This window comes from Stenotrophomonas sp. DR822 (assembly GCF_019793815.1).
Lineage (GTDB): Bacteria > Pseudomonadota > Gammaproteobacteria > Xanthomonadales > Xanthomonadaceae > Stenotrophomonas > Stenotrophomonas indicatrix.
Genome location: NZ_CP081826.1, coordinates 3,434,137 through 3,455,657, shown reverse-complemented (window position 1 = coordinate 3,455,657; position 21,521 = coordinate 3,434,137). Strand labels below are relative to the sequence as shown.

Below are 21,521 nucleotides of genomic sequence, written 5' to 3'. Positions count from 1 at the left end.
GCCTGCCCGCCCTTCCCCTACCCGTAGCGCCTCGACTCCTGGATGACGGCCGAACGCGCGTGCCCGTTGCAGGAATCCGCATGATTCGTCCCGCCTTTCGTACCCCGCAGCCGCAGCGGCTGTCCGTTGCCGTGCTCGTCGCGCTCTGCGCCGTCGCCCCCACCGCCTTCGCCGAAACCGCCACCGACCCGACCACCCTCGACAAGGTCGTAGTGAAGGGCGAGCGCGCCGAAGGCTATTCGGTGCGCCGTACCTCGGCCGGCACCCGCTTCGACCTGGCGCCGCGCGAGATCCCGCAGTCGGTCAGCATCATCAGCCACCAGCGCATCGAAGATCAGCAGCTGGACGACATCATCGACGTGCTGGGCAACACCACCGGCGTCACCAGCACCCAGTCCGACAGCGAGCGCACCGAGTTCTATGCGCGCGGCTTCTACATCGATGCGTACCAGTTCGATGGCCTGCCCACGCAGATGGTGCAGAACTGGAGCTACGGTGACTCCGGCCTGGACCTGGCCCTGTATGACCGCGTGGAAGTGGTGCGCGGCGCCACCGGCCTGCTCAGTGGCGCCGGCAACCCCTCGGCATCGGTGAACCTGATCCGCAAGCACGCCGACAGCGCTGAGTTGACCGGCAGCGTGTCGGTAAACGTCGGCAGCTGGGGCCGCACCCGCACCACCGTGGACGTGGGCAGCGCGCTCAACGCCAGCGGCACCGTGCGCGGCCGTGTGATCGGCAGCTACCTGGACACCGACGGCCAGATGGATCGCTACAACCAGCGCAAGACGCTGGGCTATGCGGTCATCGATGCCGACCTGACGCCGGACACCCAGCTCAGCGTGGGCTACGACTACCAGCAGAAGCGCGCCAACGGCGCTACCTGGGGCGGCTTCCCGATGCTGTATTCCGATGGCTCGCCCACCGGCTACGACGAATCGTTCAACGCGAGCCCGAAGTGGACCTACTGGGACACCACCAGCAAGCGCGCCTTCGCCACCCTGCAGCACGCCTTCAGCAACGGCTGGAAGTTCAAGGTCGGTGCCACCCACGATGAGACCCGGGCCGACGACAAGCTGTTCTACCCGGCCTACAACGACTGGACCACCGGCGCGTCGAACTTCGACAAGACCACCGGTGCGGGCATTTCGCCCTCCGCAGGCTTCTACAACACCGAGCGCAAGGTCACCGGTGTCGATGGCTACGTTGATGGTCCGTTCCAGTTGTTCGGCCGCGAGCACCAGTTCATGGCCGGGCTGAGCTACAACAAGCGCGACTACGCCAACTACGGCGACTACCAGGTCGGCGGCGCCGGCCAGAGCTGGGACCCGTTCGCCAGCTACCTCAACTGGACGGGCAACATCAGCGAGCCGGACTGGAACCCGCTGGCGCTGGCCAGCGAGGGCACCATCACCCAGAAGGCCGGCTATGCCGCCGCACGCCTATCGCTGGCCGATCCGCTGAAGCTGATCATCGGCGCGCGCTACACCGACTGGAAGAGCGAGGGCGAAGGCGCGGATCGCCAGCACAAGGTGACCACGCCGTATGCCGGCCTCGTGTTCGACATCAACAACACCTACTCGGCGTACACCAGCTACACCGAGATCTTCCAGCCGCAGACGTTGAAGGACCGCAACGGCAGCTATCTGGACCCGGTGGATGGCAAAAGCTACGAAGTGGGGGTCAAGGGCGCCTGGTTCGACAACCGCCTGAATGCTTCGCTGGCGGTGTTCCGCATCGAGCAGGACAACGTCGGCCAGATCACTGGCGAACCGGTGCCCGGCAGCCAGAACGAATTCGCCTATCGCGCCGCACGCGGCACGGTGAGCCGTGGCTTCGAGTTCGAGCTCAACGGCGAACTGGCACCGGGCTGGAACGCCACGTTCGGCGCCTCCCGTTACGTGGCCAAGGATGCCAACGATGCCGACATCAACACCAACCTGCCGCAGACCGCGCTGAAGCTGTTCACCAGCTACACCCCGCAGTCGCTGCAGGAACTGACTGTCGGTGGCGGCGCCAACTGGCAGAACCGCATCTACTACCCGGTGCCGGCCTATGGCCGCATCGAGCAGAGCGGCTACGCACTGGTCAGCGCCTTCGTGCGCTACCGCATCTCGCCGGAGTTCAGCGTGCAGGCCAACCTCAACAACCTGCTGGACAAGAAGTACCTCTCGCAGATCAATGGCTACGGTGCGTATGGCGATGGTCGCAACGGCTCGCTGACGTTTACCTGGTCGTTCTGAAGGAAACGTCGCCGGGCATGGCCCGGCGCTACCGCGGCAACAGCAGCGCCGGAATCTCTCCGGCGCTGCTGTACTCACATCAGAACCGCAGGTCCGCGCGCAGGTACCAGTAACGGCCACGCGGGATGTCGTAGGTCGAGGCGTCATAGCCGTTCAACGAACACGACAGGCAGATCGGCGGGTCCTTGTCGAACACGTTGTTCAGGCCCGCCGTCAGCTGCAGGCCCTTCATCCAGTCGATCCTGTAGCCCACCTGCATGTCATGGAAGGTGGTGGCCGACAGCGTGTTGGTGCCGGCGGCCTGGTTGCTGCACACCGGGAACGCCACGGCGTCACCGCAGTCTTCGGTCAGTTCGGGAATGTGGCGTACCGTCCAGTTGGCGCTCCAGTTGTCCAGCGTCCAGCCGATGCTGGCGTTGCTGGTCCACTCCGGAATCGAACTGTCAGCCACTTCCACGCCGGGCTTCTGCGGCTGCCGCTGGCCGGCCGCACCGGTGGCCTCATAGCGACCGACGAAGGTGTTCTTCCAGCCCAGCTTGAACTGGCCGATCGAGCTCTGCGGCAGGGTCCAGAACAGGTCCACATCCCAGCCGTCGGTCTTGATCGAACCCAGGTTGGTCAGGCGGTTGTTGAAGCTGCTGACCGCACCGGTGCTGGCACGGGTAATGCCGTCGCAGTAGATCGGGTCCAGGGTATCCACGCACAGGTCCAGCTGGGTCTGCGCGTTGATCGCCTGGATCGCGCCATCGATGTTGTGGCGGTAGAACGTCACTTCCACGTCGAAGCGCTCCGACCACGATGCATCGTTGCCGAACCAGGGGCTCCACACGAAACCGGCACTGAAGCTGCGTGACTGCTCCGGCTCCAGCTCGCGGTTGCCGCCGGTGGTCACCGAGATCTGCGAGTTGGCTTGCTGGAAGCCGGTTGGCACGCCCAGCGACGCGCAGTTGGCCGCACTGCCACGCGGCGGTGTGCCACCCAGGCCCACCGAGCAGGGATCGAACAACTGCAGATCGGCGCGCGCGGCCGAGCCGTACAGCTCGCCGATCGACGGTGCGCGGAAGCCTTCGGCATAGGTGGTACGCAGCACGAAGTCATCGGTCACCTGCCAGCGCAGGCCGTACTTGGGCGTGAACTCGCCACCGAAGGTTGAGTAATCCGAGTAGCGGCCAGCTAGGCTCAGGTCCAGCTTCTTGCCCAGTGCCGAGTCGGCGAAGATCGGCACGCTCAGCTCCAGGTACGCTTCGTTGACGTCGTAGGAGCCGGACGTCGGCTGCGACGGTACGCCGTTGTAGTGGCCGATCACCGTCAGCGGATCAGGCTGGTACGAACCTTTGTACTTGCGGTGTTCGAGGCCGGTGGCGAAGGACACCGGGCCGGCCGGCAGGGTGAACAGATCGCTGGACAGGTTGGCGGTGAACAGGCTCAGCTCGTTCTGGCTGCGGTCGCGCACCACCGGCTGGATCCAGCGCAGCATGTCCGGGGTGATCGAACCGGCGCCACCGAAGATGTTCAGCGGTACGCAGCCCGGCGTGGCCGCGCACACCGCAGGATCGCCCAGCGCCATGTTGACGTTGTAGATGTTGTAGCTGCCGTAGTTGGTCTGCTCGGCCTTGTTCTTGCTGTACATGCCGTTGACGTCCCAGTACCAGCTGCGGTCAGCGGCCTGGAAGTTGCCGACCAGGCCGGTGGCGAAGTACGTGGTGTCCACCTGCTGTTCGAATACGCGTGCGCCGCCTTCCACCGGACGGCGGCCGATCAGGCTCATGTTGCCCGACGACACCAGGTCGAAGCCGAACGGGTTGTACGGGTTCAGTGCCGAGACCACGATGTTGTCGGCCAGCGGATTGCCGGTGGCACCATCAGGGCCGAAGAACAGCGGTTCCGGGCCGGCCTGGTTGGTCGACTCGCGGCGGTTGCCCAGCGCCTTGACGTACCACTGCACGTTGTCGGTGATGTCGAACCGGAACTGGCCAAACAGGCCCTTACGCTCCGACGGTGTCAGCACCATGTTGTATTCGGCGAAGTTGAAGCGGTCGGCGCTGGTGAAGCAGTGGTAGTCGTCGGTGCGGTTGCAGCCGGCGCTGCCGTCGTAACGCGGGCTGCTCACGCCGGTGTTGGGCACGATGTCCTGTTCGGCACCGGTGTTGGGATCGACGAAGGCAAAGCGCCCCTGCGGAATGCCGCCGCTGCCGAAGGCCAGGCCGGTACCGGGAATCGGGAAGCGCGACTGCTCGCGGTCCTTCGCATACACCGGGTCCTGCTTGGTCCAGCTTGCCCCCAGGAACAGGCTGTAACGGTCGCCGCTCTTGCCCCAGGCCAGGTCCACGCCCTTCTGCGTGCCATCGCCCTTGCCGTACTGGCCGTAGTTCAACGTCACCTGGCCGCCATCGAAATCGCGGCGGGTGATGATGTTGACCACACCGGCGATGGCATCGGAGCCGTACAGCGACGATGCGCCGTCTTCCAGCACTTCGATGCGCTCAACGATCGCCAGCGGGATGGTGTTGAGATCGGTGGCCGAGCCCACGCCCGAGGCCGAGGATTCATTGACCCAGCGGATGCCATCGACCAGCACCAGTACGCGCTTGGCTCCGAGATGGCGAAGGTCCACCTGCGCCGAACCCGCGCCGACGCCACTACCGTCGGGTGGGAAACCGAAGTTGCCCGACGAATTGAACTTGGCATTGAGCGCCGAGCCCGAGCCGGTGAGCTGTTGCAGCACTTCACCGATCGAGGTCAGGCCGGTGCGTTCGATGTCGGCGCGATTGAGCGTCTGCACCGGCACCTGGCCTTCCACTTCAGCGCGCTTGATGCGGGTACCTGTGACTTCGACGCGATCCAGGTCGGTGGTGGCCGATTGGGCAGCAGCCCCCAACGGGGCCAGTGCGGTCACGCACAGCGCGACGGCAACCGCCAAGGGGCGGTGATGCAGGTAATTCATTCGCTCTCTCTCCAAAGGAATGTCGGGACATGGACTGCCGCGCTCCCCCCTGCATGGCGGCAGCGTCTCCTTTGTAAACAAGCGGTAAACATCGCGGCGTGATGCCCGACACTCTTTCACGCGAATTTGACGATTCTGAGAGCAGATAACGTCAATTGCCTACGCATTCACCGAAATGTGCGTACGACAACATCGCCGTAGCGCTGGGTCATTCTCCCGCCGGGGTCACGGTAGCGCCGGGCCATGCCCGGCGAATTGTCGAACACGCCTCTGCCAAGCCCGGTGCGCATCGCAGGCCTGCCGCCGGGTATGACCCGGCGTTACCGGTGCACGTGCGGCCTTCCCTTGGGAAGGCCGCACCGGTGATCCACTCACTGCACGAACGCGATGCGTTGCATGCCGGTGGCTTCGGCGGCGGCCAGGATCTTGGCCATGCCGTCGTACTCGGCCGACGGATCGGTGCTGATGCGCAGCTCCGGCAGGTTGCCGGCATGCTCGCTGGCCTGCGCCTGCAGGCGCGACTGCAGATCACCGATGGCCATCGGCTGCCCGTCCCAGCTCAACTGGCTGGACGCATCCAGGCGCAGTTCGATCGGCGGCGGCAGCTCGGGGCGATCCACCACGCGATCGGTGGCCTGCGGCAACTGCACGTTGATCGGCCGCGACAACATCGGCGCGGTCACGATGAAGATGATCAACAACACCAGCATTACATCCACCAGTGGCGTGACGTTGATGTCCGCCAGCGGGCCGCTTCTTCCTGCGCTACTGAATGCCATGTGCCGCTCCCTGCAGCAGGGCCGGTCGCCCCAGCCCAAACCTACGCCGCACAACCGCCCTGGCGGCAGTGCGGATCCCACCATCATTCAGCTGTCGTTGCCGTCTTCGGCCGTGTACACAATGCGAAACTGAATTCAGCCACTGCCCGCTATGCTGGTCGCCATGACCCGACGATCTTCGACCGCCCTGTCCCTGCTCCCGCTGGCCACCACGCTGCTGATCGGCTGCGCGAGTGCCCAGTCCCTCGATGCCCAGAACGCCCAGCTGAAGGCCGCCATCGCCGCCGCCGAACGTGGCCAGTTCGATCCCGGCCAGGCCGCCGCGCTCAGCCGCCATCCCGCGTATGGCTGGCTGGAGTTCGCCAACCTGCGGCGCAACATCGACACCGTCGATACTGCGCAGGCACAGGCCTTCCTCAAGCGTTACCAGGGCCAGGCCGTGGCCAACAGCTTCCGCAGCGCGTGGCTGCCCTCTGTAGCGCGCCGCCAGGACTGGCCGACGCTGCTGGCCAACTGGGCTCCCACCGACAACCTCGGCCTGCGTTGTGCCCAGCTGACAGCGCGCCAGGCCACCGGCAAGCTGGACCCGCAGTGGATCGGTGAAGCCCAGGATCTGTGGCGCAAGAACGGCAAGTCGTTGCCCGATGCCTGCGACGCCGTGTTCGCCGTGCTGCAGGCGCAGGGTGGCATGAGCGATGCGCTGCGCTGGGAACGCATCGATGCCGCTGCCGATGCACAGCAGCCGGCGGTGATGCGTTCGGCCGCGCGCGGCCTGCCGGCCAGTGATCTGGCCCTGGCCAACACCTACGCCGCCTTCGTCGACAAGCCCAATGCCAGCGCCCTGAACTGGCCGCGCAACGAGCGCAGCCGGCGCATCGCCACCGACGGCCTGGCCAAGCTGGCCAAGGCCGACCCGGATGCTACCGAACAGCAGCTGCCGCAGTACGCGCAGGCGCTGGGCCTGAGCGCCGAACAGCAGGTCCAGGTGCGTTACCAGATCGCCCTGTGGACGGTGGCGTCGTACCTGCCCGACTCTGCCCGCCGCTTGAATGCCGTGCCCGATGCGGCCTACGACGAACGCCTGCACGAATGGCGCGCGCGCGAAGCGATGTCGCGCGGCGATTGGCCGGCGACGCTGGCAGCGATCCGCAAGATGGGCCCGACCCAGCGCAACGATTCGCGCTGGCGCTATTTCGAAGGCCGCATGCTGGAAAAGACCGGCCAGGCACAGCAGGCGCAGCCGCTGTTCCGCGAAGCCGCGCGCGCACCGACCTTCCATGGCTTCCTCGCTGCGGACAAACTGCAGCAGCCCTACACGCTGTGCCCGTGGAAGCCCAACGACAGCGCACAGGCGCAGGCCGCGGTGGCCCGCGATCCGGCCATCCAGCGGGCGATGGCGCTGTACCAGATCGACCGCGCCGGCTGGGCGGTGGCCGAATGGAACAATGCGCTGTCGCGCTTCGATGACACCCAGCGTCGCCTCGCCGTGCGCGTGGCGCAGGACAACGGTTGGTTCGACCGCGCGGTGTTCGCGCTCGGCAAGCAACCGCAGGAGCAACGCCTGTACGACCTGCGCTTCCCGCTGCACCACGACGCCACGATCCGCCGTGAATCGGCACGCAATGCCATCGACCCGGCCTGGGTGGCCGCCGAGATCCGCGCCGAGAGCACCTTCACCCCGCGCGCGCGTTCGCCTGCCAACGCCATGGGCCTGATGCAGGTACTGCCGGCGACCGGCGCCGGCGTGGCCAGGTCCATCGGCCTGACCGGCTACGGCGGCGCTGACAGCCTGTACGACCCGGATACCAACATCGCCATCGGCACCGCGTACCTGCGGCAGTTGATGAACAAGTACGACGGCCTGCCCTACGTGACCATCGCCGCCTACAACGCGGGCCCGACGCCGACCGCACGCTGGCAGACCCAGCGCCCGGGCTTCGATCCGGACCTGTGGATCGAGACCATCAGCTACAAGGAAACGCGCGAGTATGTCGCCCGCGTGCTGGCCTTCAGCGTGATTTACGACTGGCGACTCAATGGCGACGCATTGCCGCTGAGCGACCGCCTGATGGGTCGCCTGGTGGACAAGCGCAAGGCCTTCACCTGCGCCGCCAACGCCGACCAGGGCGGCGATTGATCACGTGCTATCGGTAGCGCCGGGCCATGCCCGGCGAACGCCATGTGTTCGGTCGGGCACGGCCCGGCGCTACCGTGCCATCATCCCCCCATGAAGATCTATCTTGTCGGCGGCGCCGTGCGCGACCGCCTGTTGCAGCGGCCTGCCGGCGACCGTGACTGGGTCGTCGTCGGCGCCACGCCCGCGCAGATGGAAGCGCAGGGCTTCACCGCCGTGGGCCGTGATTTTCCCGTCTTCCTGCACCCGAAGACCGGCGAGGAATACGCGCTGGCCCGCACCGAACGCAAATCCGGCCGTGGCTACCGCGGCTTCGTGGTCGATGCCGATCCGGCGGTAACGCTGGAAGAAGACCTGCAGCGCCGCGACTTCACCATCAACGCCATCGCCTGCGATGAAGACAGCGGCGCGCTGGTCGATCCCTATGGCGGCGCGCGCGACATCGAGCAGCGCGTGCTGCGCCATGTCGGTCCCGCATTCGTTGAAGACCCGCTACGCGTGCTGCGTGCGGCGCGCTTCATGGCCCGCTTCGCTTCGCTCGGCTTCACCGTCGCGCCGGAAACCATGGCGCTGATGCGCGAGGTGGCCGCCAGTGGCGAACTCGACGCGCTGGTGCCGGAACGTGTGTGGCAGGAACTGCGCAAGGCATTGGTGTGCGAGCGCCCATCGGCGTTCCTGCGCACCCTGCACGACGCGCACGCGCTTGGCCCGATACTGCCAGAGCTGGAAGCGCTGTACGGCGTGCCGCAGCGCGCGGAATTCCATCCGGAAGTCGACACCGGCATCCACCAGGAAATGGTCAGCGACATGGCGGCGACGCTGGCGCCCGGTGATGATCTGGTCGGCTTCGCCGCACTGACCCACGACCTCGGCAAGGGCCTGACCCCGGCCGAGGAATGGCCGCGCCACATCATGCACGAGCAGCGCGGCATCAAACCGCTGAAAGCACTGTGCGCGCGCCTGAAGATTCCGGCCGAGCACCAGCAACTGGCCGAGGCCGTCTGCCGCGAGCATCTGAACGTGCATCGCATCGACGAACTGCGCGATGCCACCGTGCTGGAACTGCTGGGCCGCTGCGATGCGTTGCGCCGGCCGGAGCGGGTGGCACGCATCGCGCTGTGCTGCGAGGCCGACAAGCGCGGCCGGCTCGGTTTCGAGGACAGCGACTACCCACAGGGCGAGACGCTGAAGCGCCTGCACCGGGCGGCGCTGTCAGTGCAGGCGCGTGACCTGGACACCACACACCTGAAAGGCCCGGCCATTGGTGAGGCGCTGGCCAAGGCGCGGGTGAAGGCGATCGCCGCCGCCCGCTGATGCTTATCCGGCACTTTTACCGGTAGTGCCGGCCGCTGGCCGGCAACCACAGCGCTATCAGTGCGCCATCCCACGGGTGATCGCCGCAGCACGTTCCTTCAGCTGCGCCACCGCGTCGGGGATCATCTCCATGCCCACGTCCAGGCCGGGGTTCAGCACCAGGCCGACGCCCTCGCCGATGCCCGACAGCAGTGCATGCACCGCGATGGGCATGGCGTGGGCAAACTGCGGCAGCTGCTCGTGCCAGATCTCCGCGCGCTCGGGCGCGGTGAACACCGCAAACATCGGCTCGCCGCTTTCGCTGGTCAGCACCAGCGGCGAAATGCTCTCGTCCCAGGCGCCGTCTTCACCGATGGCCTTGTCCAGCAGCACGAACACCGGTGCGGTCAACAGGCCATCAAGGAACTGCGAGGCCGTCAGGGTTCCGTCCTGGGCCTGCAACAGGCGCACTTCCAGGTCGTTGGCGGGTTCGAAAGGCGTTTCGTGGTCCATGGTAGGGGTCCGACTGCGTGGCTACTGGCTGCAACTTTAGCAGCCCGCGTCTTCAAGCGACGTGTCCATGCCGCCACATCCACCCCGCCACCGCCAGCCCGGCCACCACCATCAGCATCACCGGCAGGCCGAAGCGGTGCCGGAACGGGATCGGCACCCCGCCCAGCTGCTGGTCCATGCTTTCGGTATCCAGCACCCAGCCGTGCTCGCAGCCGGTGCAGGCCAGCTCGTAGCGGCGCTGGTAGACGAAGCCGAACAGCAGGTCGATGCGCGCCATCCTGTAGCGCAGCTGCGGGGCGAATTCGGTTTCGGTCTGGCAGCGCAGGCAGTGGTGTGCTTCGGTGGGGACGACAATCAGCACCCGTTCGTGTTGGCCGATCAGCAGCAAGGTTCAGCCCTCCTTGCAGGCGGGCTGGGCCAGCAGCCAGGCTTCGGCCGCGGCCACCGTGGCGTCATCGCCGACGGTGGCCTGGTCCGGCGCGATCTTCCGCCCGTCGCCATTTCCATTGCGATCGCGCATGACGCTGGTGGTCAGCACCAACGCGCTGCCGTCCACCAGCCGGCGCACCACGTTGGCCGTCGATACACCCGCCGTGGGCTGTCCGAAACTGCGGGTCTGCGCGCGGCCACGGAACGCCAGTACGGTCGCTTCGCCGGAACTGGCGGTGCGCGGGCCGGTCAACACCGCCACCGGCGCGCCAACCTGGCGGGGCAGATAGCCGGGCTGGCCGAAATCCAGGCGCGTCGCCTCGCCCATGCGCACGCCACTGGCAGTGGTCTGCCAGCGTACCGGACCGTCGGCGGTCTCGAATGAGCCCACGTCCTCGATAGCCATCGCCGAGGTGCGCAGCAGCGGCGCAACGCCCAGCAGCATCGGCCACATGTTGCCGCCGGTGTTGTCGCGCAGGTCGACGATCCAGCCACAGCGAGGCGTGCTGTCCTTTTCACGGATGATGTTCTGCCAACGCACCGCACGCTGGATGTTCTGTTGCTGCAGCTGCTGCGGCGGCGCACCGGGATCTGCCGCATAGCCCTCGATCAGCACCTGGCCGATACGCGGGTCACGTGCGCGGGTGGTGTCGCTTTCGCTGCGGGCAGCGGCAGTGGCGTTTTCGCGGGCGAAACCCTCCACGCGTTGCTGCTGTCGTTGCGGGGTCATCCAGCTGCCGTGACCGCCTGAACTGCGACCGATGGCCTCGGCCAGGACGGTCCGGACCTTGGCCGGATCGCCCTGCGCATCCTTCAGCCGCGTGCGCGTGGCAGGCCAATCGACCCTGCCTCGGTACAGCGCCTCGCGTTCAAGCATGTCCAGCAGCTGTGCCTGTGCGGCGGGTGATGGGATCTCGATGGCGTCGGCCGCCGTGGCAGCGGTCGTTGCCAGCAGCGCGGCGATGAGAAGGGCGCGTCCCGGCAATCCTTTGCTGTTCCGCATCGACATCTCCCTGTCGTTGAATGAAGGCGAAGCATAGCGCCTTGGCCGCCGCGCGGCGTGTCGCATAAGGCACGTCAGGATCGGACTGCGATTTACAACTTTGCCCATGTCGGCATGCTGGCAAACGCGCGAAGGTCGCTGTGCCGGCGCCACCTGCGCTGGCCGGGATTGGCGTCCCGAATCAAACATTCAAGCGATCGCGTTGCCGCTTCAACGGCAATCACGACAATGCACCTGCTCGCCCATGGTGGGCGGTGCGTGGGGATCCTCGCGATCCGTCGGCTTTTTCGCTTGGATTTTGACCGGCACGCCAACCCGCACCGCCCGCCACCTTGCATCCCGCAGGTGGCCCAGCCCTGTGAGGTTGTTGCCATGACCACGCTCTACCCCACCTATCCGCGCCTGCACGCATTGCTGGGTGATGCCCTGCCCGACCTGCAGCTGCCCAACGCCACCGCCGAAGCGCTGGAAGACGCGCTGGCCGAAGCCGATGAAGCTGCCCCCACGCCCGCCTTCTTCAAGCGGCTGCGCGACGTCACGCGCTGCCACGCCGCTGACGGCGAGCCGTGGACGGAACTGCGCATCACGCCGGCGCGGGCGCGCGATCTGGCCTGCACCACGCGTTGCCTGCTGGCGTTGTCGGCGCTGGGGGGTGTGCTGCTGGCGACGCAGGCAGCGCGTGAACTGGACGACGCGGAGGCGCAGTGCCCGCCGCTGACGGAGGAAGGGCTGTTGCACGCGGTGCAGCTGCTGGCCGATCACGCGGGCGCGTTGCTGGGGCGTTCGCCGTTGTAATGCAGCGGCGTTGGGATTGCTTGACTGGTGGAAAGGCGTGTCGACCAAGGTCGACACCCACCAAAGCGGCGATCGTCACCAGTCCGCGCGCAGGCCGATGTTGCCTTCGATGATGCGACGCTTGCCGTTGTCGCTGCCACCAACCTCGCGGGTGTAGTCGGCCACGGCATACGCGCTGATCGTGCGGTTGAAGCGCCCGACCACGCCGACACCGGCCTCCACAGCACGCGAGCGTTGCGAATTGATGATCGCGTCGCTGTCGAACAGGATGCGGTCCTCGCCCGAACGGCCATGCCAGTAATTCAACTTGAAGTACGGCTGCCAGCCGTTGTCGGCCAACTGGTAATCGCCCGCCAGGCGCAGGCCGACGCGGCCGGTCCACGCGTTGTCGTTGTCGAAGGAAACGGTGGACACCAGATCACGCTGGTCATCCAGTGAACTGCGCTGCCAGATCACCTGCAGCTGCGGCTCCAGCCACCACGATGACTGCCCGAACTGCAGCAGTGGCTTGCCCGCTTCCAGCGACAGCGTGGTGCCATCGCCCTTGAGGTCGATGCCCAGCCCGCGCGAGGAGCGCGTGCGGCCGTCGTAGCGGCTCTGCATCGCCACCGCGTCGATGTAGCCGCCGCTGCTGTCGGTCAACGTCCAGTACAGGCCCACGTGCTTGTCGTCCAACCGGCTCTGGCCGACCAACACGTTGTCCCAGCCCACCGCCAGGCCGGTGATCCTGCCATCGGCGCGAGTGCGGCCGACGAACACGCCGATCTGGTTGCGGTGGCTGTCACCGCTGGCAGCCCACACATCCAGGCCTGCCTGCACACCCATCACGTCACCATCGAAGCCGGGCCGTGCATCGCCTTTCCAGTGGATCTCGCTGCTCTGCCCGACCAGCCGTCCCCATGCCGTGCGGAAGGCGCCCTGGTTGTACAGCAGGCGCTGTTCGCCCTGGCGCTCATGGAAGGTCCCCAGGCTGGCCAGCGAGGTCTCGCGCAGCAGCGGTGGCACCACGGCGTAGGCCGCGGTCTCCAGGCGGTACAGCGGCACCAGGCCGTTCTCGTTCGGCGCGGCGGGCCTTGCCCCCGCACTGGGCGGCGGCGAACCGGTACCAGGCAGGCTGCCACCGGCCACCGGCACGTCCGGTACGGGTGGATCGCTGGGCGGCGCTACGGGCGCAGGTTCCGGCGGTGGTGGTGGCGGTGCGGTCTCGCCTGCGGTCAGGTCCGGATCGGTGGCACCCTCTGGCGGCGGCGGGGGTGCCGGGGGAATCGGCGGCGGTGGCGCCACCGGTGGCGTCGGCGGTGGCGGTGGCAGTACTTCGCCGCCGCCGTTCGGTGCGGGGGCCGGCCCGGCCGCCAATGTCGAACGCAGGTACCAGTTCTCGCCGGTGCCGGCGCTGACGCCGCCCTTGAACAGGAAATACTCGTAGGCACCGGCCGAGACCGGTGCGAACAACGAGAACGCGCCTGGCGCGGTGGTTGCGCCGTTCAGCGCCTGCACCACCAGGATACCGTCGACCAGCGTGGCCGCTCCTGCGCCACCGGTGTTGATGATGCCCAGGCCGGTGCTGCCGGTGGCGGTACCGCCATCGAAGACCAGGCGGTCGCTGGCTGAGTCGTCCGCACCCAGCACGGTCTGCAGGTACACGCCACCGCCGTCGCCGCGGTAGTTGCCACGGATGGTGAAGGCATCGCCGGCGCCGCTGTTGTTGGTCAGATCAATGCGTCCGGCGTTGACCATGTTCACCAGCGCAGCTGCCGCGAACGGACGGATCGCATGGTTGCCGCCACCGCCGAACAGCGTGCTGGTCTCGTCCACGGTCAAGCTGCCGGTGCCGGTGGCACTGTCGCCCAGCACCAGGTCGCCATCGAAGGTGAGCTCGGTGCTGCTGGCCAGGCTGACCGCTTCCCAGTTCTGGAAGCGCCCGACGCCAGCGGTCTTGACGTTGTTGAAGCTGAGGCGATCGCTGCCGGTGCCACCATCGAACAGCGGTACAGCGCCGAGGTTGGCCTGGTTGAGATTGCCCAGGGTCGCGACGTCATCGTCGGGGCCCATGTCGATGGCGCCGTAGACAATGCCGCCGCCATTCCAGTTGAAGGTGTCGTTGCCGGTACTCAGCAGCACCTGGCCACGCACCGTGCCACCGGTGATGGTGACGCTGTCGGCACCGCCACTGACGCTGATGTTGCCGCCGATGTAGGCGTCGTTGGAGATGATGATGGTGTCGGTGTCGAAGCCGGTGACCACGTTGCCGTCGACGGTGCCGCCGGACATGTCCCACAGGTTCTTGTCCAGCTTCATGTTGACGCGGCCGATGCGGCCGCCGGTCATCCACGCCTGGTCGCCATCTTCGAACGCGCCGACGATGCGGCCACCGCTCATGCGGAAGGTGTCGATGTTGTCGCCCTGCTGCAGGGCGCCGATGGTGCCGCCGGTCATGACGAAATCATCGCGGCCACTGCCCTGCGTCACCAGCCCGGTGATGGTGCCGGCGTTGACGGTCAGCTGGTCATCGCCATTGCCCTGGTCGAGGCTGTCGATGGTGCCGCCGCTGAGCAGCAGTACATCGTTGCCATCGCCCTGCTGCACGCCGCCGCTGATGCTGCCGGCCAGCATCTGCAGACGATCGTTGCCGGCACCGGACTGCACGCCGCTGCTGCCACTGATGGTGCCGCGGTTGACCAGTTCGCTGTTGCCGGCACCGCTGAACTGCAGTGCGATACCGCTGCCGGAACTGATGCTGCCGGTGTTGTCGACGCGGCTGCCGCCGCCAAGCTGTACCGCGGTACCGCTCGCCGAGCTGATGGCACCGAGATTGGTGAGCACGTGCCCGACAGCGCCGAGCAGGGAGATGGCGCTGCCCGCGCCGGCCTGCTGCAGCTGCGCGCCATTGCCAACATTCACGGTGATGCCCGCCGCGCCAGTGGCACTGATGGCTGCTGTCTCGGGATTGGGGGCGGTGCTGCTGCAGGTGACGGTCTGCCCGGCTACGGGAGCCGTCGCGTCGCACCCGGCCCAGGCGGCAGGGGCGGACAGGGCGAGCAGCGAGGGCATCGCCAGGATCTGCAGCAGGGAAACAGTCAAGCGGCGCTGGCGGAACCCGCGCGGGACGACATGGGACATACAGCACTCCTGGGTCGGGGGATCAGGAACTGCGGATGCTCTGTACGACACTGCTGATGCAGTCTGCCCTGCCATGAATGGTTTCGACAGGTGAACTTATCGGCAGTCGGTCACGCTTTCGTTGTGAAACCGGGTAGTAGTCACGCCGCCCGCATGTCGATGAACCGATTCATTTCCCATCGCCCGGGATGGAACATCCACGCATGGCGTGGATCTACAGCAGGCATGCCACGCATGGATGGGCCGGATCCGCGCCACGCGTGGATGAACCGTGGCGCCACACCACACACGGATGGGCCATGCCCAGTAGATCCACGCCATGCGTGGATGGGCGTTTCTCCTCGATGTTTGCCGCGCTCAGATCTTCAGATAAATGCGACGTCGGTCCAACCACCACGCCACGCCCCACCACAGCGCGACGAACGCCAGCGCCTGCAGCATCGAGGCCAGCTCCAGCGCCTGTGGCATTGCTGCGGCCAACTGTTGCCAGACCCAACCCCAGGCGCCGGTGGCCAACAGGATCACCGACATCACCGAGGCCCCCAGATAGGCGGTGATGGCATTGACGCCGAAGCGCCGGCCCAGCGCGGGCCATCCCTTGCGGTCGATCAGCAGGTGGCCCAGCCACAATGCCAGCGCGGCCAGGCCACCAGTCCACAGCACGTAGCTGGGCGTCCACAGCTGCTTGTTGAGCGGCAGTACGGTTGCCAGCAGCAGGCCAAGCACGGCGGTGACCGCACCCAGCGCGGCCAATGCACCGGCGCGGCCACTGCGCAGCAGGCCCCCGGCCAGCAGGCCCAGCACGGTGCTGGCCAATGCGCCGAGACTGCTCAGCAATCCTTCCGGGTCATGGCCCAGACCGGTATCGGCCTGCCATTGGTAGATCCATGGCGCGAACAAGGTGGTATCCAGGCGACTGGCCGGGTTGGTCCACGGCGCCAGGTCACCCACGCCCAGCAGCAGCGCGGCGTAACCCACCAGCAGCGCCACCAGCGCGGCCGCCTGCACGCGCGGGCGCGCATACACCGCCAGCACGCCCACCACGGCCGCGCACAGCGCAATGCGCTGCAGCACGCCCCAGATGCGGAAATGGTGCGTGTGCAGTGCCCACCAAACAAGCAGGTGCAGCAGCACACCGGCAACGGCGATGCGCAGCGCGCGTTCCAGCACGCCACGTGCAAGCGCAGGCCGTGCCGCCGGATCCAGCGCGCGCGGTGCGACGCTGAAGGCCATCGACACGCCAACAAGGAACAGGAAGAACGGGAACACCAGATCGGTCGGCGTACAACCGTGCCAGTCGGAATGGCGCAGCGGTGCGAACACCGCGCTCCAGTCGCCTGGGTTGTTGACCAGCAGCATCGCCGCCACGGTCATGCCGCGCAGGGCGTCGATCGAGCCCAACCGGCGTGGCGGCGCGCTGTTCATCGTCAGGCCGCCTCGTACTGGCCGGCGATCCACGTACCACGCACCTGCAGCGCGTCGTCCAGCAGCACCAGGTCGGCCTGGTAGCCCTCGGCGATGTAACCCAGGCGATCATCGACATTGAGGAACTGCGCCGGATAGGTCGAGGCCATGCGCGCGGCTTCAGCCAGCGGCTGGCGCAGCAACTGCACGGTGTTGCGCACGGCAGTGGCCATGTCCAGCGCCGAACCGGCCAGCGAGCCGGCCGCGTTGCGCACCACGCCGTCGATGGCAGTGATGGTTTCGCCATACAGCACGTAGCTCGGATCGTCGGCACCGACCGGCGGCATCGCGTCGGTCACCAGCAGCAGGCGGCCACGCGGCTTGGCCGCCAGCGCCACCCGCAGGCTGGCCGGATGCACGTGCACGCCATCGACGATGATGCCGATCCAGCTGTCGCGATCTTCCAGTGCCGCGCCGACTGCGCCGGGTTCGCGGCCCTGCAGCGGCGACATCGCGTTGTACAGATGGGTGAAGCCACGCACGCCGGCATCGAGGCCGGCACGGATCTCTTCATAGGTGCCGGCCGTGTGGCCAGCAGCGACGATCACACCGCGCTCGACCAGCGCGCGGATGGTCTCCAGCGGCACGCGCTCGGGCGCCAGGGTCAGCAGGGTCACGCCGTTGTCCAGCGACGACGCCAGTTCGATTTCCTGCTCGTCCGGCACGCGGAACTTGCTGGCATCGTGCGTGCCCTTGCGCGCCGGTGCGATGTACGGGCCTTCCAGGTGGATGCCGATCACGCCGGGCACACCCTGCGCAATGGCCTGGCGCATCGCGCCGATCGCCTCGCGCATCACGACCACGTCGTCACTGATCAGGGTCGGCAGCATCGCCGTGGTGCCGAAGCGGCGATGCGCACGGGCAATCGTGCGCAGCGACTCGACGTCGGGCGTGTTGTTGAACAGCGCACCGCCACCGCCATTGACCTGTACATCGATGAAGCCGGGCAGCAGCCAGCCACCGCCCAGGTCCACCTGCTCGTCGGCCGTACCCAGCTGCGGCGCCGCGTCGGGCAGCAGCGCGCTGATGTGGCCGTCTTCGATCACCACCGCAAGGTCATCGCGGAACTCATCGCCGGCAAGAATGCGGGCATTGCGCAGGACGGTTGCCATCACACCGTCTCCGTCACCTTGTTCAGATGCGGCGGCAGATCCGGGTTGAAGCCGCGGCGCAGCGCCAGTGCATTGATCGCGCGGTAGAAGCTCTGCACCGTCAGCAGCGGCGCGCACAGCGGATGCGGCGCGGCAGCGACCGGCAGGTTGCCGCCGGCACCGGCCAGCCACACCTTGGCGCCACGTGCGGTGAACTCTTCAGCCACGGCACGGGTACCGGCGCCGGTCTCATCGGGCTGGGCAAAGGCCAGCACCGGGAAGCCGCGATCGACCAGCGCCATCGGACCATGCTTGACCTCGGCCGAGCTGTAGGCCTCGGCATGCAGGCTGCAGGTTTCCTTGAACTTCAGCGCCGCTTCCTGCGCCGCGCCCAGGCCGAGGCCACGGCCGAGCACGAACAGGTTGTTGGCCTCCACCAGGCCATCGGTCACCGCGCTCCAGTCGCATTGCCAAGCCTCGCGCATCGCATCGGGCAGCAGGTCCAGAGCGTTGCGCAGCGCGCTGTCCTGCTTCCAGTAGGCGGCCAGCTGCAGCAGCGCGGACAACGAAGCGAGGTAGCTCTTGGTCGCTGCCACGCTCTTCTCCACGCCGGCATGCAGCGGAATGACCGTATCGGCCAGTTGTGCCAGCGGGGAATCCTCGACGTTGACCAGCGCCACCACGCGCGCGCCAGCGGCCTTGGCCGCTTCAGCATTGCGCAGCAGGTCCGGGCTCTTGCCGGACTGCGAGATGACAATGAACAACGCACCGCGCAGCTGCAGCGGTGCGGCGTAGACCGAGCCCACCGATGGCGAGGCCGAGGCAACGACCAGGCCCAGCTGGGTTTCCAGCAGGTACTTGCCGTAGGTCGCGGCATGGTCGGAGCTGCCACGTGCGCAGGTCACCACGAACGGCGGCGGCGCAGCGCGCAGGCTGGCTGCCAGCGTCTCCATCACGGCGTGGTTGCGGGCGAACTGGCGGGCAACGACCTCGGCCGCTTCGGCGGCCTCGGCGAACATCAGGGTGGCGGTGGGATCGGACAGCGACATGGCAGGCTCAGGAAGGATCGGAAGGAAGGGGGCGCGCGGCGGCAGGACGCATCGGTGCGGTCGAGCCGCGCACCACCAGTTGCGGCACGAAGCCCTGGTTGTGCAGCGGCGCCGGCGCATCGTCGTAGGCATCGCTGCGCAGCTGTGCGATCAGCAGGCGCGCGGCATGGCGGGCGATGTCTTCGGTGGCCTGCTTGGCGGTGGTCAGCGGCGGCCACGACTGCCGCGAGAACGGACTGTCCTCGAAGCCGGCAATGGACAGGTCGTAGGGCACGTTCATGCCGGCCGACTTCGCTGCGGCCAGCACGCCGGCGGCGATTTCATCGTTGGAACCGAAGATGGCGGTGGGCGGTTCGCGCAGTGCCAGCAGGCGCCGCGCACCGCGGAAACCATCGTCGAAGGTGTAGTCGCCCTGCACCACCAGATGCTTGTCCACGGTCATGCCGTAGTCCTTCAGCGCGGCCTCGTAACCGGCGTAGCGTTCGCCCGAAGAACGGTGCGAGGTGCCACCCCAGAGGAAGCCGATGCGCTGGTGGCCCAACTGGATCAGGTGCTCGGTGATTTCATAGGCGGCTTCGCGGTCGTCAACGAACACGCAGGCGCCATCGGCCGGGTCTTCGGTGGCGGCGATGATCCGCACCAGCTTGATGCCGCGCGCCGTGAGCGCCTGGACCAGGTCGCGACGTTCGGACATCGGCGCGGTCAGTACCAGCCCGGCCAGGCGCGAGCGCTGCACCCAGTCGGCCAGTTCATCGGCCAGCAGCGGCGAACTGGAATCGCACGGATGGATCTGCAGGCCGAAGCCGGTTTCGCGGCAGGCCGCGAGCACGCCGTTCTGCACGCCGATGATGTGGTACGGGTTCGGGTTGTCGTACACCAGCCCGATCACGAAGGTGGTGCCGCTGCGCAGGTTGCGCGCCGACGGATCGGGTTCGTAGTCGAGCTCGGCAATGGCACGCAGCACCCGCGCACGGGTGGCCTGCATCACCGAGGGCTCGTTGTTGATCACCCGCGACACCGTCTTCAGCGAGACCTTGGCCTTTTCGGCAACGTCCTTGATGGTCGCTCTGCGCATCGGCTTTTCCTGGGGTTGGCTGCCGTCCATCATCGCCGATCAGACCTTGTCCTGCGGCAGGCCGACGCGATGGCCGACCACCGAGTAGAACAGGATGTACAGGTAGCAGGGCACCATCAGCAGCAGGAACACCAGCTGGAAGTCGATGTGCTGCTTGAGCACGGCAAACAGCTGCGGAATGATCGCGCCGCCGGCGATGCCCATGACCAGCAGTGCCGAACCGGTTTCGGTGAAGCGGCCCAGGCCACGGATCGCCAGCGGGAAGATCGCCGGCCACATCATCGCGTTGGCAAAGCCCAGCAGCGCCACGAAGGCGACCGACACATAGCCGTGGGTGAAGAAGGCGCCCAGGCAGAACAGCACGCCCAGTACCGCCGAGACGGTCAGGTAGCGCGACTGCGAGACCACTCGCGGGATCAACACCAGGCCGACCACGTAGCCGATGAGCATCGCAAACAGGGTGAATGCGGTGAACATCTTGGTCTGGTCCAGCGGCAGGTCGAAGCCATGACCGTAGGTACCGATGGCATCTCCGGCCATCACTTCCACGCCGACGTAGACGAACAGGCAGAGCACGCCCAGCCACAGATGCGGGAACTGGAAGATGCTGCTGCGCTCGGCCTTGCCTGGCACGCCGGCCGGTGTGGCATTGGCCTCGGATGCCTTGATTTCGGGCAGCGGCGAGAACAATACCGCCACCGCCAGCAGCACCAGCAAACCAGCCATGGCCAGATACGGCGCGTGGATCTTGGCCGCGAACTGGTTGAGCAGCGTGGCCTTGGTGGCCGCATCGGCGGCCTGCACCTGGGCGTCGAGATCACCGATGCCATGCAGCACCAGGGTGCCGATCAATATCGGCGCAAGGATGCCGGCGATCTTGTTGCAGATGCCCATCATCGCGATGCGCCGTGCGGCGGTTTCGATCGGGCCGAGGATGGAGATGTACGGGTTGATCGCGGTCTGCAGCAGCGCAAGGCCGCTACCGATCACGAACAGGCCGCCCAGTGCACCGGGATACCAGCGCTGGGTGGCGAATTCACCGAACAACGCCGCGCCACCGGCCATCACCAGCAGGCTCAGGCTCAGGCCCTTTTTCATGCCGGTGCGGCGCAGGATCCACGAGGCCGGCAGGGCCAGGAAGAAGTAGGACAGGTAGAACACCATCAGCACCAGGAAGGCGCCGACCTCGCTCAGCTCGAAGGCGAGTTTGACGAAGGTGATCAACGGGCCGTTGAGCCAGGTGAAGAAGCCGATCAGGAAGAACAGCACGCCGACGATGGCGATGGACGAGGCCACATTCGGGCGTGCGCTTGCAGCGGGGACGGCTGACATCAGGAAGGCTCCTGCGGCGACGGCCGCAGAACACGGCGTCGGAGAGTGGCTGGGAACAACGTTGTCACATTCTTTCGATGGACAGCGACCGTTTGTCAACTTCCACGCACGGGTCACCCCACCTCATGCTGCACTGCGCCAGCGCATTGCACGGCCATCCGCTGAATGCGCTTGGCCCTTGAAGCCCCTTGCTGCAACGGTTCCGCCCGGGATGCAGTACTCACGCCATGTAAACGTTTACGGCGATCTGCATTCGTTGC

The 21,521-nt window shown here is 66.9% G+C and carries 15 protein-coding genes; 4 read left to right on the top strand and 11 right to left on the bottom strand.

The window, feature by feature from the left end:
* The first annotated feature begins 80 nt into the window (after positions 1-80).
* Positions 81-2,240 (top strand): ferric-rhodotorulic acid/ferric-coprogen receptor FhuE, encoded by a 2,160-nt coding sequence (fhuE, locus tag K5K93_RS15835; protein ID WP_222388379.1) that lies wholly within the window; start codon positions 81-83, stop codon positions 2,238-2,240.
* 79 nt (positions 2,241-2,319) lie between these two features.
* On the opposite strand, the gene K5K93_RS15830 is transcribed toward fhuE, so the two are convergent.
* Together K5K93_RS15830 and K5K93_RS15825 are read right to left on the bottom strand one after the other, a co-directional pair.
* Positions 2,320-5,184 carry a TonB-dependent receptor gene (locus K5K93_RS15830; RefSeq protein ID WP_222388378.1) on the bottom strand — a complete coding sequence of 955 codons (2,865 nt, stop codon included), beginning with the start codon at positions 5,182-5,184 and terminating at the stop codon, positions 2,320-2,322.
* A 371-nt stretch (positions 5,185-5,555) separates the two neighbouring features.
* Positions 5,556-5,963: a biopolymer transporter ExbD gene (locus K5K93_RS15825; RefSeq protein ID WP_222388377.1), complete on the bottom strand. Its 408-nt coding sequence runs from the start codon at positions 5,961-5,963 to the stop codon at positions 5,556-5,558.
* 151 nt (positions 5,964-6,114) lie between these two features.
* Here K5K93_RS15825 and K5K93_RS15820 point away from each other — a divergent pair, with 151 nt between their 5' ends.
* Both K5K93_RS15820 and K5K93_RS15815 read left to right on the top strand, forming a co-directional pair.
* Complete coding sequence (locus K5K93_RS15820) at positions 6,115-8,100, top strand: transglycosylase SLT domain-containing protein (protein ID WP_222388376.1); 1,986 nt, start codon at positions 6,115-6,117, stop codon at positions 8,098-8,100.
* A gap of 90 nt (positions 8,101-8,190) precedes the next feature.
* Positions 8,191-9,411 (top strand): multifunctional CCA addition/repair protein, encoded by a 1,221-nt coding sequence (locus K5K93_RS15815; protein ID WP_222388375.1) that lies wholly within the window; start codon positions 8,191-8,193, stop codon positions 9,409-9,411.
* 57 nt (positions 9,412-9,468) lie between these two features.
* Here the strand turns inward: K5K93_RS15815 and K5K93_RS15810 are convergent, their stop codons facing one another.
* Genes K5K93_RS15810 through K5K93_RS15800 form a run of 3 tightly spaced genes read right to left on the bottom strand, consistent with a single transcriptional unit; the run spans position 9,469 to position 11,335 of the window.
* A complete protein-coding gene (locus K5K93_RS15810) occupies positions 9,469-9,903 on the bottom strand; it encodes an SseB family protein (RefSeq protein WP_059065110.1) in 435 nt (144 codons plus the stop codon).
* 52 nt (positions 9,904-9,955) lie between these two features.
* Positions 9,956-10,291, bottom strand: a complete 336-nt coding sequence (locus K5K93_RS15805; RefSeq protein ID WP_222388374.1) for a hypothetical protein — start codon at positions 10,289-10,291, stop codon at positions 9,956-9,958.
* A 3-nt stretch (positions 10,292-10,294) separates the two neighbouring features.
* Positions 10,295-11,335 (bottom strand): S41 family peptidase, encoded by a 1,041-nt coding sequence (locus K5K93_RS15800; RefSeq protein ID WP_222388373.1) that lies wholly within the window; start codon positions 11,333-11,335, stop codon positions 10,295-10,297.
* Positions 11,336-11,707: 372 nt separating this feature from the next.
* Between K5K93_RS15800 and K5K93_RS15795 the strand changes: the two genes are divergently transcribed.
* Positions 11,708-12,130, top strand: coding sequence for a hypothetical protein (locus K5K93_RS15795; RefSeq protein WP_222388372.1), 423 nt, complete (start codon positions 11,708-11,710; stop codon positions 12,128-12,130).
* Positions 12,131-12,205: 75 nt separating this feature from the next.
* Here K5K93_RS15795 and K5K93_RS15790 read toward each other — a convergent pair whose 3' ends face one another.
* The 6 genes from K5K93_RS15790 to K5K93_RS15765 form a co-directional block, all read right to left on the bottom strand.
* Positions 12,206-15,250, bottom strand: coding sequence for an autotransporter domain-containing protein (locus K5K93_RS15790; protein WP_222388371.1), 3,045 nt, complete (start codon positions 15,248-15,250; stop codon positions 12,206-12,208).
* Positions 15,251-15,607: 357 nt separating this feature from the next.
* The gene (locus K5K93_RS15785; protein ID WP_222388370.1) at positions 15,608-16,675 is read right to left on the bottom strand and encodes a heparan-alpha-glucosaminide N-acetyltransferase domain-containing protein; all 1,068 of its coding nucleotides are present in this window, start codon (positions 16,673-16,675) and stop codon (positions 15,608-15,610) included.
* A 2-nt stretch (positions 16,676-16,677) separates the two neighbouring features.
* Complete coding sequence (gene nagA, locus K5K93_RS15780; protein WP_032975389.1) at positions 16,678-17,826, bottom strand: N-acetylglucosamine-6-phosphate deacetylase; 1,149 nt, start codon at positions 17,824-17,826, stop codon at positions 16,678-16,680.
* Positions 17,826-18,854, bottom strand: coding sequence for an SIS domain-containing protein (locus K5K93_RS15775; protein ID WP_025878683.1), 1,029 nt, complete (start codon positions 18,852-18,854; stop codon positions 17,826-17,828). Before K5K93_RS15775 ends, nagA begins: the two co-directional genes overlap by 1 nt.
* 7 nt (positions 18,855-18,861) lie before the next feature.
* Positions 18,862-19,929, bottom strand: coding sequence for a LacI family DNA-binding transcriptional regulator (locus tag K5K93_RS15770; protein ID WP_025878684.1), 1,068 nt, complete (start codon positions 19,927-19,929; stop codon positions 18,862-18,864).
* A gap of 39 nt (positions 19,930-19,968) precedes the next feature.
* Complete coding sequence (locus tag K5K93_RS15765; protein ID WP_025878685.1) at positions 19,969-21,261, bottom strand: sugar MFS transporter; 1,293 nt, start codon at positions 21,259-21,261, stop codon at positions 19,969-19,971.
* Positions 21,262-21,521: the final 260 nt, after the last annotated feature.